The 14,535-nt window shown below is 54.5% G+C and carries 12 protein-coding genes; 9 read left to right on the top strand and 3 right to left on the bottom strand.

Going from position 1 to position 14,535, the window contains the following annotated elements:
- Positions 1 to 139: 139 nt before the first annotated feature.
- Positions 140 to 3,328, bottom strand: coding sequence for an autotransporter outer membrane beta-barrel domain-containing protein (locus FHW71_RS19565; RefSeq protein ID WP_179452792.1), 3,189 nt, complete (start codon positions 3,326 to 3,328; stop codon positions 140 to 142).
- Between the two features lie 176 nt (positions 3,329 to 3,504).
- Here FHW71_RS19565 and FHW71_RS19560 point away from each other — a divergent pair, with 176 nt between their 5' ends.
- Positions 3,505 to 4,005: a GNAT family N-acetyltransferase gene (locus FHW71_RS19560; protein WP_179452609.1), complete on the top strand. Its 501-nt coding sequence runs from the start codon at positions 3,505 to 3,507 to the stop codon at positions 4,003 to 4,005.
- 215 nt (positions 4,006 to 4,220) lie between these two features.
- Positions 4,221 to 5,213 (top strand): sugar phosphate isomerase/epimerase family protein, encoded by a 993-nt coding sequence (locus FHW71_RS19555; RefSeq protein WP_179452610.1) that lies wholly within the window; start codon positions 4,221 to 4,223, stop codon positions 5,211 to 5,213.
- A 22-nt stretch (positions 5,214 to 5,235) separates the two neighbouring features.
- Here FHW71_RS19555 and FHW71_RS19550 read toward each other — a convergent pair whose 3' ends face one another.
- Complete coding sequence (locus FHW71_RS19550) at positions 5,236 to 6,237, bottom strand: LacI family DNA-binding transcriptional regulator (RefSeq protein ID WP_179452611.1); 1,002 nt, start codon at positions 6,235 to 6,237, stop codon at positions 5,236 to 5,238.
- Between the two features lie 310 nt (positions 6,238 to 6,547).
- Between FHW71_RS19550 and FHW71_RS19545 the strand changes: the two genes are divergently transcribed.
- On the top strand, positions 6,548 to 7,471 hold the full coding sequence (locus FHW71_RS19545) for a substrate-binding domain-containing protein (protein WP_179452612.1): 924 nt from the start codon (positions 6,548 to 6,550) through the stop codon (positions 7,469 to 7,471).
- Positions 7,472 to 7,603: 132 nt separating this feature from the next.
- Positions 7,604 to 8,419, top strand: a complete 816-nt coding sequence (locus tag FHW71_RS19540) for a creatininase family protein (RefSeq protein WP_179452613.1) — start codon at positions 7,604 to 7,606, stop codon at positions 8,417 to 8,419.
- Between the two features lie 80 nt (positions 8,420 to 8,499).
- Here the strand turns inward: FHW71_RS19540 and FHW71_RS19535 are convergent, their stop codons facing one another.
- On the bottom strand, positions 8,500 to 9,399 hold the full coding sequence (locus FHW71_RS19535) for a LysR family transcriptional regulator (RefSeq protein WP_179452614.1): 900 nt from the start codon (positions 9,397 to 9,399) through the stop codon (positions 8,500 to 8,502).
- 105 nt (positions 9,400 to 9,504) lie between these two features.
- Between FHW71_RS19535 and FHW71_RS19530 the strand changes: the two genes are divergently transcribed.
- The 5 genes from FHW71_RS19530 to FHW71_RS19510 are packed head-to-tail and all read left to right on the top strand — an operon-like array spanning position 9,505 to position 14,534.
- Positions 9,505 to 10,515, top strand: coding sequence for a BMP family protein (locus FHW71_RS19530; RefSeq protein ID WP_179452615.1), 1,011 nt, complete (start codon positions 9,505 to 9,507; stop codon positions 10,513 to 10,515).
- Between the two features lie 5 nt (positions 10,516 to 10,520).
- Complete coding sequence (locus FHW71_RS19525) at positions 10,521 to 12,074, top strand: ABC transporter ATP-binding protein (protein WP_179452616.1); 1,554 nt, start codon at positions 10,521 to 10,523, stop codon at positions 12,072 to 12,074.
- Complete coding sequence (locus tag FHW71_RS19520) at positions 12,058 to 13,173, top strand: ABC transporter permease (RefSeq protein WP_179452617.1); 1,116 nt, start codon at positions 12,058 to 12,060, stop codon at positions 13,171 to 13,173. The genes FHW71_RS19525 and FHW71_RS19520 overlap by 17 nt, the downstream gene beginning before the upstream one ends.
- Positions 13,170 to 14,108, top strand: coding sequence for an ABC transporter permease (locus FHW71_RS19515; RefSeq protein WP_179452618.1), 939 nt, complete (start codon positions 13,170 to 13,172; stop codon positions 14,106 to 14,108). The genes FHW71_RS19520 and FHW71_RS19515 overlap by 4 nt, the downstream gene beginning before the upstream one ends.
- Positions 14,109 to 14,111: 3 nt before the next feature.
- Complete coding sequence (locus FHW71_RS19510) at positions 14,112 to 14,534, top strand: cupin domain-containing protein (RefSeq protein WP_179452619.1); 423 nt, start codon at positions 14,112 to 14,114, stop codon at positions 14,532 to 14,534.
- Position 14,535: the final 1 nt, after the last annotated feature.

The following is a 14,535-nucleotide window of genomic DNA, read 5'->3' as shown; positions in this document are numbered from 1 at the left end:
TACGGCCATCATTAGCCCCTTTGCAATCAAACATTAACCGTATCTATTACCGTTAAGATTAACCTGGTTTTCACAACTATTACTGTCAGCGATAAAACCGGGTGAAATTCACCCGGTACGTTACTGAGCATTATTGCGATTAGAAGCTCAATTTCACACCAATCGCCGCGCTGGTATCACGATAGTGATTATTACCTGCCTGCTGACCAACGCTGCCCCACAAATTGAGGTTGGAACGCAGTTGGCTATCAACACCGACACGCAGCTCAGCAACATTCTTCTCGCCCTGCGCGCTTACTTTCACGCCATCCAGCGAGGTGGCAAAGTTCTTGCTGTTATTGATCCAGTTGGCTTCCAGATAAGGTTTGAACACCGTCTGACCGTTTTCGCCCGCTGTTTTCATTGAGGCGCGGACGCCTAAACGTGACTGCACGTTGCCATCGCCCTGACTAGTGACGCGCGTACCATTGGCTTCAGTCACATCATCAGTTTTCACGCCCATCCAGATAAACTGCGCGTTAGGCTCGATAAAGTAGCTGTTGTTATAGCTGTCCTGACCCAGTTTCCAGCTATAACCGCTTTCCAGCGAGGCGGTGAAACCACGTGACTGATAGCGCTCGGCGCTTAAATGATCGCCATTGACGCTGTTATTAAACCAGCTGTACTGCAACCAGCTATCCACATAGGCACCGGTTTGCTGTTCAGGCTGCTGATACCAGGTACCGTAAACGCCGAGGTTATAACCGGTGGTATGGCCCTGAGAACGATAACCGGTCACGTTCGAATCGGTGTTGCTGCGCGCGTTGCCATATCCCGCCATAGCGCCAAGGTGCAGATTGTCCGTGGTTAACAGATCGCCGCCCAGTTGCAGGACATAACGATTGGTTTCGGTTTTCAGCTGCCCGGAGCTGTCACGCACCTGCTGATGGCCGCCCAGATTACGCATCCACAGACTGGTGACTTTTTTCTCGCCGCTCAGGGCATCAACATACTGTGTTTCACCGCCGCGATCGTGCAGGCGCAGGTTAAACAGCGTATTGGAGGCTGCGATGTTAGCAATATAGTTGCCGGCCTCAGGACGTAGCGCCATTTTCCCTGCTGGCGGAGGCGTAATTACTGGGCCGCCAATGTCGCCATCGCCGCCTACCGGATCGGGATTGGGTGCAGTAACCGGCGTTTCGCCGCTCACCAGATACCAGTTCTTACTGTTGCTGTCGATTCCACGTTGCAGATGGTAATCATAGGCACCTGCGACGATACGCCCTTGCTGGTTAAATTCGCCATTTGATTCACCGGCAACAGAAATCAGTTCGATACCTTGCAAGGTCTGCGCACCGTTGCCGCCCGCTTTGTTAATCACAACCTGCGTGTTGCCAGATGTATTGCCGTTTACCACCAACTGGTCGTGCGGCGACTCATCGCCAGCCAGCACGTTGTTCATTACCAGCGTACCGTTGTCACTATTAAAATCACCGTCTACGGTTAGCTCCCTGAAACCGCTATCGTTGTGCATAAAGACGATTTGGCTGTTCTTCAGATTGATGCTGCCGACATCAGAATCCTCAGTCATTGCCCATTGGCTGCCGTTATCCAGCGTCAGTTGATGCAAGCCTTTTGCCGCACCTTGCCATGCTGAGGCATTGTCCAGCGCAATCAGGCTATCGCGGGTGTAAAGCTTGTCGATTGCCGCATCGCCCAACAGTTGTGAACCATTGGTGGCATTCAGCCGAATAAAACCAACAACAGCATTGGTGCTGTTGGCTGTGCCGCCTTGAATCAGCGTTTTGCCCGTCAGTGTCGACGCATCGGCATTGATGAGCAGCGCGGAGCTCGCATCGGCTTTGGCTGCCACGTTATCCGAGGCAATCAAGGTGTTGGTGAGATTCACCGTTTGCACCGCGCCAACGTCAGAGCGAATACCAGCCGCATTGCTTCCGTTTACGACTACTTTAGAGTTGCTAACATTTGCAGCGGTCTGGCTTGAACCACGGCTGAGATAAAGTCCTGCAGCATAGTCGTTGTCAGCGTTATTGATGGCGATATCAAGATTGTTGGCATGCAAGGTGCCATTGTAACGGGTGGTAATGCCGGTGCCGCCGCTGTTACCGGTGATAGTTACACCGTCAAGGTTTGCCGTGCCAGCATCAACATAGATACCCTGCGACTTTGACATACCTTCACCCAGCGTTAACACGCTATTCGTCAGATTCAGTTGCGAGCTCGCCAGGCCCCAAATCATCGGACCGTATGCGTCATATTTCTGCGTGATGTGCAGATTGTTAGCATCGACGCGCGCGTTGTTAATCCAGATGGCATTGCCTGCGCTGGTTAGATTGAGGGAATCGGCTTTTACAGAAGCACCGCGATCGGCATAAATAGCTGCAGCGCCATTGTCGCCAGCCTGTCGCATTGCGGTTGTCGTAAGATCCATATTGCTGACATCAACGGACGCGCCCAGAGTTGCCTGAATAGCATGAGCATTGGCACCCTGCGTGTTGATGGAACCCCCGTTCAACGTAACGTGAGTCTCATTACCTGTTGCCAGTACGCCACGTGCGCTGGCATTGGTCGTCGTAATATCAATATTGGTGGCACTAATATCGCTAGCACTGGCATAGATGCCATGCCCGCCAACACCTTCAGTCAACAACGTCGCCGTATTAAGATCGATGTAGCTGCCGTTGGTGGCCGTGATTGCTGTGTTTGTACCGCCGCCGGTACCCGTTGCGTGAATATTAAGTCCACTGATTTTCACACTGGCATTGTCAACTAACATGCCATCTTTGCTACTGGTGATGCGCACGTCATTGCCAGTTACCGTACTATTTTCTCCGACAATTAAAGCCGCAGATCCTGAGATAGTTGATAGCTCACTATTGGCTATTTTCGCTGTTGAGCCACCCAAAACCGTCATCGTAGGCGTCTGGAACGTTTGCATGGTGCTGTTACGAACATCAAAAGTCGCGCCATCCTGCACTTGCACTGCGTTCGCGGTAGGTGCAGATGCACTGATAAATCCATTATCAAAAATAGCGTTAGCGGCTGAGCCCTTAACGATCATCGCCGACTCGGCACGCGCCGTCATGACGGTTTCACCTTCGAAAGTTGCCGTTGTGTTATCAACAACCTGTGGATTGGATGCATAGCCTGCGGTGCTGACTGCCAATAATCCGCCAGCCGTTATCAGCTGCAGCATTTTTGGGCATCGAACGACTGCGGGAATAATACCGGCAGTATTGTTGCTTTTGCCGCGACTATTCGCGAGTTCAGAAACCACCACCATGCAACGCTGTGAACTATTCCAGATAACGCGATAAACTTTATTCATTCCAGTTTCTCTTCTCTATTTTCTAGCGCCTCGCAACGGTATGAGGCATGCAGGATTTTGTTGAAGAGGACTATAAGGAAGTCGCACTGGAAGGATTAGTCTGACGCGTCCTATAGATTTGTAGGACATTTCCGATCGGACGATTCTTAAAAAATGAACGCCTTTAAAGGATTGATATGAACACTAATGCAATTGAAATAAGTGTCGGGACAAGCCGAGATATCCAGGGAATTTCGTACTTACAGGAACAGAATCTCGCTGCCAATAACGGCACGCTCTCCGCTGCTCTTCCAGAATCGGTAATTGCTGAGATGATGGCTGAAATGCCGGTGATCGTTGCACGTTCTGGCGATAAGGTGCTGGGATTTTTAATGACCTCGACATTAACCAAAAACGCTGACATGCCGATTATTAAAGCTATGCTCGCCAGTTATTCCGGCAGCGATAACGCATTTTTATATGGCCCTATTTGCGTCAGTAGTGAGGCACGAAATCAGGGATTAGCTAAACAGATGTTCGCTGCACTACGTCCACGTGTGGCAGGAAAAGAAGGTGTGTTGTTCATTCGCAATGATAATGTCGCCTCACTTAAAGCGCATGTGAATATGGGCATGAGCGTGGTTGCTGAGTTTGATTTCTCGGGAAAGAGTTATTCGGTATTTTCGTTTATTGGTTAGTCCTTTCTTTTTTGATTTCCCCTTTGCTTTCAAATTGCGCACAAATCCAGGTCGTCATTAATGGCGACCCTACGGTTGCGAGCAAAATTTGTGTGATTGTGGTTGCATTTCCTCCATTGATTGCTGGTTAAGTGCGCACATCGAGGCGCAGAATGGAATATATAATCCAATGCGAATATATATTCACGAATGCAATCATCTGAGGAGAAGGTCGAATGAGTTCCTACACGTATCCGAAATTCGGTGCCGGCTTGTGGCACTTTGCCAACTATATCGATCGTTACGCCGTAGATGGTTACGGACCGGCACTTAGCACCCTTGATCAGATCAAACTCGCTGGCAGCGTTGAAGACCTTTCCTACGTTGATGTGCCCTATCCGTTTACCGAAGGCGTAACGGTCGCGCAGGTGAAACAAGCGCTGGCCGATGCCGGACTGAAAGCGATTGGCGTGACCCCGGAAATCTATCTGCGCCGCTTCTCACGCGGTGCCTTCACCAATCCAGATGCCGCCATTCGTAAACAGGCGTTTGATTTGATGCATGAAGCGGCCACCGTGGTGCGTGAGTTGGGCGCTAACTACGTGAAAGTCTGGCCAGGTCAGGACGGTTGGGATTATCCGTTCCAGGTCGATCATAAAAACTTGTGGAAGATGGCGGTGGATGGCATGCGCGAACTGGCGAGCGCCAATCCGGACGTCAAATTTGCTATTGAGTACAAGCCGCGTGAACCGCGCGTGAAAATGACCTGGGATTCGGCCGCGCGTACTCTGCTTGGCATCGAGGATATTGGCCTGGATAACGTCGGCGTATTGCTGGATTTCGGGCATGCGCTGTTTGCTGGGGAGTCGCCAGCGGATTCCGCCCAGCTGATTATCGATCGCGGCCGCCTGTTTGGTATGGACGTCAACGACAACCTGCGCGGCTGGGATGACGATCTGGTCGTCGGCACCGTGCACATGACCGAGATTTTTGAGTTCTTCTATGTACTGAAGATCAACAACTGGGACGGCGTGTGGCAGCTCGATCAATTCCCGTTCCGCGAAGATCATGTAGAAGCCGCCAATCTCTCGATTCGTTTCCTCAAGCATATCTATCGCGCGCTGGATAAGCTGGATATCGCCGCATTACAGGAAGCACAGCGCGAGCAAAACCCACTGAAAGCGCAAAGAATTATCCAGAATGCGCTGCTGACCAGCATAGAACAGTAAGTTTACGCCGTAGGGTCGCCATTCATGGCGACCTCAAATGCGAACGGCGCACACGCATTTCACCGTGGCGCCAACGCTCATCCGCACTCTCGCGACCATCAATCAAGCGGTTCAACGCTTCGGCGATCAGCAAATCAATACGCTGACTAAAGGTGGTGAGCTGGCAGCCTGGCGCGCTGGCTTCTTCGATATCATCAAATCCCACCACCGCAATCTTAGGCATATTCGGCGCGGCGCGCATTGCTTCCATCGCACCGAGCGCCAGCACATCGTTTTCACAGAACAGCGCATCAATCACAGGGTCCGGCCGTTGCAGATAATCGCTCATCGCTTGCCAGCTGCGCGCGCGATCGTAACAGCCTGCTTTTAGCAGCACATCAATCTGGCAGCCCGCTTGTTGAATCGTCGCTTCAAAGCCTTCTTTGCGCAGCAGATGAGACGTCGGCGTATCCGGACCTTGCATAAAGCCAAAACGCTGCGCGCCCTGCGCTAGCAAAAGTTCGGCGATCTGTTTACCGGCGGCATAACCATCAATCGCCACCACATCAATGCCCTGCGCATGCGTATTGCGGCACAGCTGCACCAGCGGAATGTTGTACATATCCTCCACCAGATTAATCAGCTGCGCCGAAAGCACCGTACCGAGAAACAGAACGCCGTCGATCTGCAATTGATCCGCCTGCGTCATCACCGATCGATACGGTTCGCCATCGGTGATGTTGAGGATCAGCGCCATGTAACCACGGCGTTGCAGCTGCTGCGTGGCTTCATTCAGAATCATCAGCGTATGCGGATTCTTCAGTTCATCGATCACCACGCCAATGATATGCGTCTTCTTCTTCACCAGGCTGCGCGCCAGCAAATTGGGGCGATATCCCAGCTCTTTAGCGATGCGCATCACCTTCTCGCGCGCCTTTTCGGAAATCGAAGCGCCAGGCATAAACGCACGCGATACCGTCCATTTCGACACGCCCGCAAGAATGGCCACATCGCTGGCCGTGGCCTTTTTCACTGTTCTCGTCATCGGCTTCCTTCCGTAATTTACCTGGCAAAAAGTGAGCATAGAGCGATTTCCCACGTTAGCAAGAGGCGACTTTCGCAAACTTTGCACCCGGTTGCATTTTTGTTATGCACTCGGGTGCAAATGGTGATGATTTTGTGATCGTGGTGATGAAATCGACTTTTGCTGCGTTGACTATTTTTCAACCGTACCAGAGAGTGAAGACAGCACATCGCGTTGTCCTTGTGAACATGATGTCAATCAGTGGCAGCAATCTCGCTGATTTTGCACCCGGATGCAAAATAATAGAAACCTCCCCTACAGAGATAAAAAAATGAAATTATTCAAGGTAGTAATGCTTATCTGCGGTTTGCTCAGTGTGTTCACTGCCCAGGCGAAAACCTATATGGTTGGCGTCGCTCTGGCTAATCTCGATCTCAATTTCGTTTCCATCCTGCGTAGTCAGATGGAAAAGCAGCTCAAAGACAAAGGGCTTAACAGCCAGTTTGCCGATGCCAAAGGTGATGTGTCCCTGCAAATTCAGCAGGTGGATGATTTCATCAATCAGGGTGCGGACGCGATCATCATCAACCCGGTGGATACGCAAGGCGTGATGCCAGTGATCGCCGCTGCGCAGAAAGCCAATATCCCGCTGATCTTCGTGAACCGTAAACCCGAAGTAAAACTAACGGGCAAAATGGCCTACGTCGGTTCCGACTCGGCATTAAGCGGCAAGATGGAAATCGAAGCGTTAGCCAAGCGGATGGATAACAAAGGCAATATCGCGATTCTGATGGGCGCCCTTTCCACTGAAGAAGCGCGTCAGCGCACCAAAGCGGTTGAAGATTATGTGAAGGATCATCCCGGCCTGAAAGTGATCCAGAAACAGAGCGCCAACTGGCAGCGCAACGAAGCGGTCGATAAAACCTTGTCATGGTTGCAGGATGGTAATGACATCAATGCCATCATCGCCAATAACGATGAAATGGCGATCGGGGCAATTATGGCGCTCGATCAGCTGAAGAAAAGCAATGTGTTAGTCGCCGGTATCGACGGCACGCCGGATGGTTTGCAGTTTATAAAGAACGGCAAAATGGCGGTGACGATTTTCCAGGATGCGAAAGGTCAAGCAACCGGTGCAGTCGATGTGGCTTACGACATGCTGAGCGGTAAAAAGACCGAAGCCTTTAACTGGGTGCCATATCAAACGGTGACCAAAGAGAATTACCAGGAATTCACCAGTAAGAATCAGAAGTAACACCGCTTCGTAGGGTCGCCATTCATGGCGACCTCCTTCTGACCAATGCCTAAAAAGCAACGCAAAGCGCGAATTTTGTTGCTTCCATTGCACTGCCAACCCGCTATGTTGGAGTAAAAAATGGAGGTAAACATGCTCAAACCGTCTTCGCCCTGGTGGTGGGATCTCTCTACCCGGGAATTCAGTGAACTGGATATGGCGAACATCGTCGCCGTGCTACCGATTGGCGCAGTTGAACAACATGGGCCACATCTGCCGGTGCGTGTGGATGCCGCCATCAACGCCGGGATTATTCAACGTGCGGTGGAATTGTTGCCCGACGATCTCCCGCTGCTGGTGTTACCTGCGCTGCCGATTGGTAAATCGGATGAACATCTCGCCTATCCAGGCACCCTTTCACTACCGTATGACGTGTTGGGCAAAGTGTGGTTCGAGGTGGCGAAAAGCGCCTGGCGCGCCGGAATTCGTAAGCTGATTTTCTGGAACTCGCATGGCGGGCAGCCGCAGCTGATGGAAATCGTTTGTCGCCAGCTACGCATCGAACTGGGCATGTTTGCCGTTAGCGCCAGCTGGTTCCGCACCATTGATGCCTCCGACCTTTACAGCGCGCATGAACTCAATCACGGCATTCACGGTGGTGAATCGGAAACCAGCATGATGCTGCATTTGCACCCTGAATTGGTGCAGATGCAGCACGCTGCTGATTTCGTTTCCACTTCGGTGGCGCTTGAAGCGACTGGTGGGATTTTAACCCCGGAAGGCGGCATTGGTTTTGGCTGGATGGCGCAGGATCTGCACCTTTCGGGCACCACCGGCAATGCCGCAGCAGCTGATGCTGAACGCGGGGCGATTGCCACCGATCGTGCCGCGCAGGCGCTGCTGAAGCTGGCGCGCGAGGTGCATAACTTCGATATTCAATTCCTCACCGATCGTACCACATTTTCGTAGGGTCGCCATTTATGGCGACCAGGTGCGCATTAATGCGCACCCTACAAAACCCGCAACGTTGCAATTTATTGCGCAAACGATTAACGCAACGCCGACATCATCCCTTTAATGGTTTCGGCGAACACGCTACCAATCGCGCTGGTGCCGCGATCGTGGCCGATCAACATCAGCGTTTGCGTGTGCTGCGCCAGTTCGCGTACCGGAATATAGATCAAGCGGCCGCTGCGCTGGTCGGACTCAATATCAATCGGTGTGAGAAACGTCAGGGTTTGATCCATCATCGCCGACTGGCGCATCACCTCGATAGAGTTGGTTTCAATCACCGGTTGCAGATTGATCGAGGCACGTGCGAACACTTCATTCAGGTACGGCCGAATCACCATCGATTTGTCGGCAATCACCACCGGATACGGCAAGCAATCACTCAAGCGTAAGCTGGATTTCTCCGCCAGCGGATGCCCCGCGCCTACAACCGCGCCCAATCGCACCGGCACGCTGGCAATGTTGCGATGCACTGGCTGCAGCTCGAAATCAAAACCAATCCCTAAATCGGCGTCGCCGCTTGCCACCGCGTTAGTGATGTTCTCGCCGGTGGTGAGCTGTTGCAGCAGTAATTTCACGCGCGGATTGGCGCGGCGAAACTCCGAGGCCACACGCGGAATCAGGTTCGCCGCTAATCCACTCATCATCGCCACCGTCACTTCACCGCGCCGCAGCCCTTTCAGCTCCTCGATTTTCATCTGCGCAATTTCAATCTCTTTAAAGCTTTGGCGCACATGATGAATCAGCGCTTCACCGGCGGCGGTAAGGATCATTTTGCGCGGCAAGCGCTGAAACAGCGGCGTGCCCAGCTCCTCCTCCAGCGCAATCAACTGGCGGTTAATCGCCGAAGCGGAGATGTGCAGACGTTCAGCCGCTTTGCGAATCGAACCGCTGCGCGCTACCTGATCGATATACACAAACAAACGATGTTGCAGCATATTCCCCCTGCGTTGCCTTTTAGGCATCGGTAAGTGCTAAAAATGATGCTTTTAAGATAATGCTCTTCCGGTGATTAATACATCAAAACCACACCAGGAGAACACATGATGGCAGACGTATCCCGCAGAAAGTTTGCGAAGTTAGTGGCTGGCGCGCTGTTGTTACCCGCGCTGGCACCGATGTTGTCGCGCAAAGCGATGGCGGCGAATAACACCATAAAAATCGCCTTGCTGTTGCCCGGCTCGGTTGCCGATGGCGGCTGGAGTTCGCTGGCGTATGCCGGATTACAGAGCCTGCAAAAAGCCGGTTTCACCGTCGCGCACAGCGAAAGTGTTTCGCAGGCGCAGATGGACCAAACCATTCGTGGCTACGCCGATGATGGTTACACGCTGATCATCGGCCACAGCTTTGAATACGGCTCGGCGTTTGCCGAAATCGCGCCGGAATATCCTGACACTTACTTCTTCGCCTCCACCTTCAAGCCAGGCGAGAAATCACCGGGCAACGTCGAATACGTCAACCTCGCCTATCTGCAAGGCGCGTATGCCGCCGGTGCGCTGGCGGCGCTGATCTCAGAAAAAGGCAAAGCGGTTGGCTTTGTCGGCGGCGGCGATAACCCTACGCAGCAGGCGATGATGCGTGCTTTTATTCAGGCCGCAGAGAAAACCCGTCCGGGCATTAAAGGCATGGGCGTTGTCACCGGCGATTACGACAACGCCGCCAAAGGCCGTGAAGCCGCCACCACCATGATTGGTAACGGCGCGGATGTGATTTGGCATGCGGCTGACGTCACCGGCCTCGGCGCGATGCAAGGCGCGGCAGCGGCAAAAGTCAAAGCCATCGGCTGCTATGTCGATCAGCGCGATGTTTCGCCCGATTACGTTGCCTGCAGCTTCCGCCAGAACCTCGACTGGATGGTGGAACAGGTTGGCGAATCAGTGGCGAATAAAACCTTCAAAGGCGGCGACGAATGGCATCCCACCGTCGGCAAAGCCTGGTCGGTGGTCAATGGTAGCGAGCACTACAACGCCAAACTGGTCAGCGCCAGCGCGTGGGCGAGCTTCCAGCAGATCTGGCAGCAGCTTGACAGCGGCGCGCTGAAGCCAACGGTTTAATCATCATGACAGCAACAGTAAACATCCGCGTCGCGCTAAACAACATCACCAAACGCTTTGCGCGCGTGGTGGCCAATGACGACGTGTCGCTCAGCATCAAAGCCGGTGAAATCCACGCGCTGCTGGGTGAAAACGGCGCGGGAAAAAGCACGCTGATGCAAATCCTTTACGGCCTGTATCAGGCCGATGAAGGCAGCATTGTGGTGGATGGCCAAGCGCAGCGTTTTCGCGATCCCAGCGATGCCATCGCCTGCGGCATTGGCATGGTGCATCAGGAATTTATGCTGGTGCAGCCAATGAGCGTGGTGGAAAACGTGGTGCTGGGTCTGAAAGAGAGCGCCAGCGGCGTGCTCAATTTGCCCGCAGCGGCGGCGCGTTTGCAGGCGCTGTCGGATAAACATGGGTTAGCGATCGATCCCTGGGCGAAAGTGCAGCATCTGCCAATTGGCGTGCAGCAGCGCGTGGAGATCCTCAAGCTGTTGTACCGTGATGCGCAGGTGCTGATTCTCGACGAACCGACGGCGGTGCTGACGCCGCAGGAGAAAGCTGGCCTGTTCGCTACTTTGAAATCACTGTGCGCAGAAGGCCGATCGGTGGTGATCGTCACTCACAAACTGTATGAGATCATGGCGATTGCGCATCATGTTTCAGTGATGCGCGGCGGCAAAATGGTTGATTCGGTGGACATTAAAGACACCTCGGAACGCGATCTGGCACGCCGCATGGTTGGGCGCGAAGTGGTGCTGCGCGTCGAAAAAACGCCGTGTCAGCCGGGCAAAACCGTGTTGCAGGTGGATAGCATTGCGGTGCGTGATGCCAGCGGCCAGCAAAAAATCTGGCGCGTTTCGCTCAATGTCGCCGCCGGAGAAATCCTTGGCATTGCCGGTGTCGAAGGTAACGGCCAATCGGAGCTGGCGGAAGCGTTGCTCAACCTGCGCGAACTTGAAGCCGGTCGCATTCTGCTGAATGGCGAAGATATCAGCGACGATTCCCCCGCTACGCGCCGCCATAAAGGCATCAGCTTTATCCCGGCGGATCGGCGCGGCGTCGGTTCGGTCACCGATTTATCGATTAGCGATAACGCCATGCTCGGCTGCCAGCGCACCTTTACCCGCGCGGGCGGCTGGCTGCTGGACCGTCAGCGCATTAGCCAGCATGCGAGCGACATCATCGCCCGCTTTGCGGTACGCACGCCAGATGCCGATTTTGAAGCCGGCAAACTCTCCGGCGGCAACCTGCAAAAGTTGATTCTCGGCCGCGAAGTCGCCAGCAATCCCTGCTTACTGGTGGTTGAACAACCAACGCGCGGGCTGGATGTCGGCGCGATTGAGAGCGTGTGGCAAGGTTTGATGGCAGCACGCGATCGCGGCTGCGCCATTCTGATGATCTCCGCCGAGCTGGAGGAAATTATCAATCTCTCCGATCGCATCGCGGTGATGTACAGCGGCCAGATTGCCGGTGAAATGGATGCCGCCGACGCCACGCCAGAACGCCTCGGCGAACTGATGGCAGGTGCGCACCTGAAAAAAACCGGAGGCGATCATGAAGAAGCTGCTTGAGCGACGTCTGGCGCCCGCCGAATCCAGCGGCGCGCTGATGCTGACCAGTTTATGCGGCATTCTGGCCGCTTTCGTTATTGCCGGTTTGCTGTTTATCCCGTTTGGCGGCAATCCGCTCTCCGCTTACGGCTTCCTGTTTGACGCTGCGTTTGGCTCGCTACGCAGCTTCGGTCTCAGCCTGGTACAAGCCACGCCATTGATGCTGATTGCGTTGGCTACCATCGTGGTGTGGCGCGCCGGGCTCGGTTATATCGGCTTTGAAGGCTGTTTTCTACTCGGTGCCGCAGCGGCCAGCTGGATCGCCCTTTCCGGCATGCCGCAGGGTTTTCCGTGGGCGATTCCCGCGCTGCTCTATTGGCCGATGGTGCTGATTACCGCCTTCCTGGCGGGCGCGATTTGGGCCGGTTGGGTTGGCGCGTTACGGGTGAAGTTCGGCGGCAATGATGTGCTGATCTCGCTGATGGCCAACTATGTCGCGCTGTTCATGGTGCAATATCTGGTTTCCGGTCCGATGCGTGCGCCGGGCGATCTGCCGCAAACACCACGTTTGCCGGTGGAGAGCTGGTTGCCGTTCGTGATGAACGGCATGCGCGCACATTGGGGCATCGCCATTGCGCTGGTCGCCACGCTGTTCGTCTTCTGGCTGATGCGCGCCACGCCCGCTGGTTTCGAAATCAAAATCGCCGGACTGAATCCGCGTGCGGCGCGCTACAGCGGCGTGGATGTCAATCGCCGTCAAATGGGTGCGGTTTTACTCGGCGGTGGATTGGCGGCGCTGGCAGGATTGTGCGCGGTATTGGGTGTGCAACATCGCCTGATGGAGGGGATTTCCGGCGGCGTCGGCTTTATCGGCGTGGTGGTGGCCTTACTGGCGCGCCTCAATCCGCTGCTGGTGATCCCAACCGCCATTCTCTACGGCGGGCTGGAAGTCGGCGGCAGCGCGATGCAGCGCCAAACCGGCTTGCCCACTTCGGTGGTGCTGATTCTGCAAAGTCTGGTGGTGTTACTGATTCTGGCCGGCGATCTGCTGCGCTATTACCGCATCAACCTGCCCGGCGAGCGTAAATCGCGCAGCCAACTGGCGGAGGAACAATCATGAATCTGTGGATGAATCTCGATACCGCCTTTTTCGTCAGCTGGTTGGCCGCCGCCGTGCGCCTTGCCGGTCCGGTATTACTGGCGGCGCTGGGCGAAATCTATGCCGAACGTTCTGGCGTGCTGAATATCGGCATTGAAGGCACCATTCTGCTCGGCGCGCTTTCAAGCTACATGATGGCGGTGGAGAGTGGATCGACCGCGCTGGGCTTAATTGCCGGAGGCGTTGGCGGGTTGCTGGTTGGCTGCGTGCTGGCGGCGCTCTACCTGCGCGCCCATGCCAGCCAGATTGTGGTGGGCATCGTCTTCAATATTTTGGCCGCCGGATTAGCCACCTGGATTTACGCGCTGGTAATGGGTAACGATTCCTCGCCCACCATCCCCATGCTCGAACCCTGGCATGTGCCGCTGCTCTCTTCGCTGCCGTTTATTGGCCCGATTCTGTTCCAGCAGCCGCTGCCGCTCTATCTCACTTTGCTGCTCGCGGTGCTGGCGCACTTTGGTCTGTTTCACACCCGCTTTGGCCTGTCGCTGCGCGCGGTGGGCGAAAACCCGCGCGCGGCGCATGCCGCCGGACTCAACGTGTTAAAGATCCGCACGTGGGGCGTGCTGTTCTCCTGCGTTGGTGCCGGTTTGGCGGGCAGCTATCTGGTCACTGCGCAGATCGGCCTGTTCCGCGACAACATCGTCAGCGGACAAGGTTTTATCGCGCTGGCGATTGTCATCTTTGGCCGCTGGAGCCCGCTGAAAGCGCTGGTCGCCGCCTTTATCTTTGGCGCCGCAGATGCCCTGCAACTGTCGCTGCAGCTGTTTGAAAACACGCTGCCGCCGCAGGTGCTGCTGGCGCTGCCTTACTTGCTCACCATTCTGGCGATGTCCGGCGTGGTGGGACGCACATTGCAACCTGGCGCGTTAACGCAGCCTTATCGAAAGGAATAACGTATGAAATCGTTTCGTTTCAACAATCTTGCGGATGTGAAGGCGTTCCGTATCAGTCCGGATAGCAGCAACTATTTCGCCATCTTGTTCGATAAGCCGTTAGACGGCATTGAGAACATCTTCGTGGTGGAGATTTTCAACGTCGGCGGCGCCACGCCCCCGAATGAGCACGCCACCGCGCACGAGTTCTTCTATGTATTACACGGCGAAGGCGTGGCGCGCTGTAACGACGAAGAACTGGTGATTGGCAAAGGCGATTCGTTGCTGCTGTATCCGGGTAACGATCACGCGATTCGTAACACCGGCAACAGCAAACTCTACACGCTAACGGTGATGACGCCGAATGAAGGCTTCTCGGAGCTGATTCGCAGCGGTGACCCTGTCACGCTGGATGAAGAAGATTTGCGCGTGTTAACGGGAGCCTGAT

The sequence above is a fragment of the Enterobacter sp. Sphag1F genome, assembly GCF_014193275.1.
Lineage (GTDB): Bacteria > Pseudomonadota > Gammaproteobacteria > Enterobacterales > Enterobacteriaceae > Pantoea > Pantoea symbiotica.
Note: the sequence above shows the minus strand (reverse complement) of the source record. Positions and strands in the feature narration are given on the sequence as shown.

Excerpts from the sequence above, each read along its gene's own strand:
- FHW71_RS19525 (WP_179452616.1), top strand. The coding sequence starts at position 10,521 with ATGACAGCAACAGTAAACATCCGCGTCGCGCTAAACAACATCACCAAA.
- FHW71_RS19560 (WP_179452609.1), top strand. The coding sequence starts at position 3,505 with ATGAACACTAATGCAATTGAAATAAGTGTCGGGACAAGCCGAGATATC.
- FHW71_RS19535 (WP_179452614.1), bottom strand. The coding sequence starts at position 9,399 with ATGCTGCAACATCGTTTGTTTGTGTATATCGATCAGGTAGCGCGCAGC.
- FHW71_RS19510 (WP_179452619.1), top strand. The coding sequence starts at position 14,112 with ATGAAATCGTTTCGTTTCAACAATCTTGCGGATGTGAAGGCGTTCCGT.
- FHW71_RS19530 (WP_179452615.1), top strand. The coding sequence starts at position 9,505 with ATGATGGCAGACGTATCCCGCAGAAAGTTTGCGAAGTTAGTGGCTGGC.
- FHW71_RS19555 (WP_179452610.1), top strand. The coding sequence starts at position 4,221 with ATGAGTTCCTACACGTATCCGAAATTCGGTGCCGGCTTGTGGCACTTT.
- FHW71_RS19565 (WP_179452792.1), bottom strand. The coding sequence starts at position 3,328 with ATGAATAAAGTTTATCGCGTTATCTGGAATAGTTCACAGCGTTGCATG.
- FHW71_RS19520 (WP_179452617.1), top strand. The coding sequence starts at position 12,058 with ATGAAGAAGCTGCTTGAGCGACGTCTGGCGCCCGCCGAATCCAGCGGC.
- FHW71_RS19545 (WP_179452612.1), top strand. The coding sequence starts at position 6,548 with ATGAAATTATTCAAGGTAGTAATGCTTATCTGCGGTTTGCTCAGTGTG.
- FHW71_RS19515 (WP_179452618.1), top strand. The coding sequence starts at position 13,170 with ATGAATCTGTGGATGAATCTCGATACCGCCTTTTTCGTCAGCTGGTTG.
- FHW71_RS19540 (WP_179452613.1), top strand. The coding sequence starts at position 7,604 with ATGCTCAAACCGTCTTCGCCCTGGTGGTGGGATCTCTCTACCCGGGAA.
- FHW71_RS19550 (WP_179452611.1), bottom strand. The coding sequence starts at position 6,237 with ATGACGAGAACAGTGAAAAAGGCCACGGCCAGCGATGTGGCCATTCTT.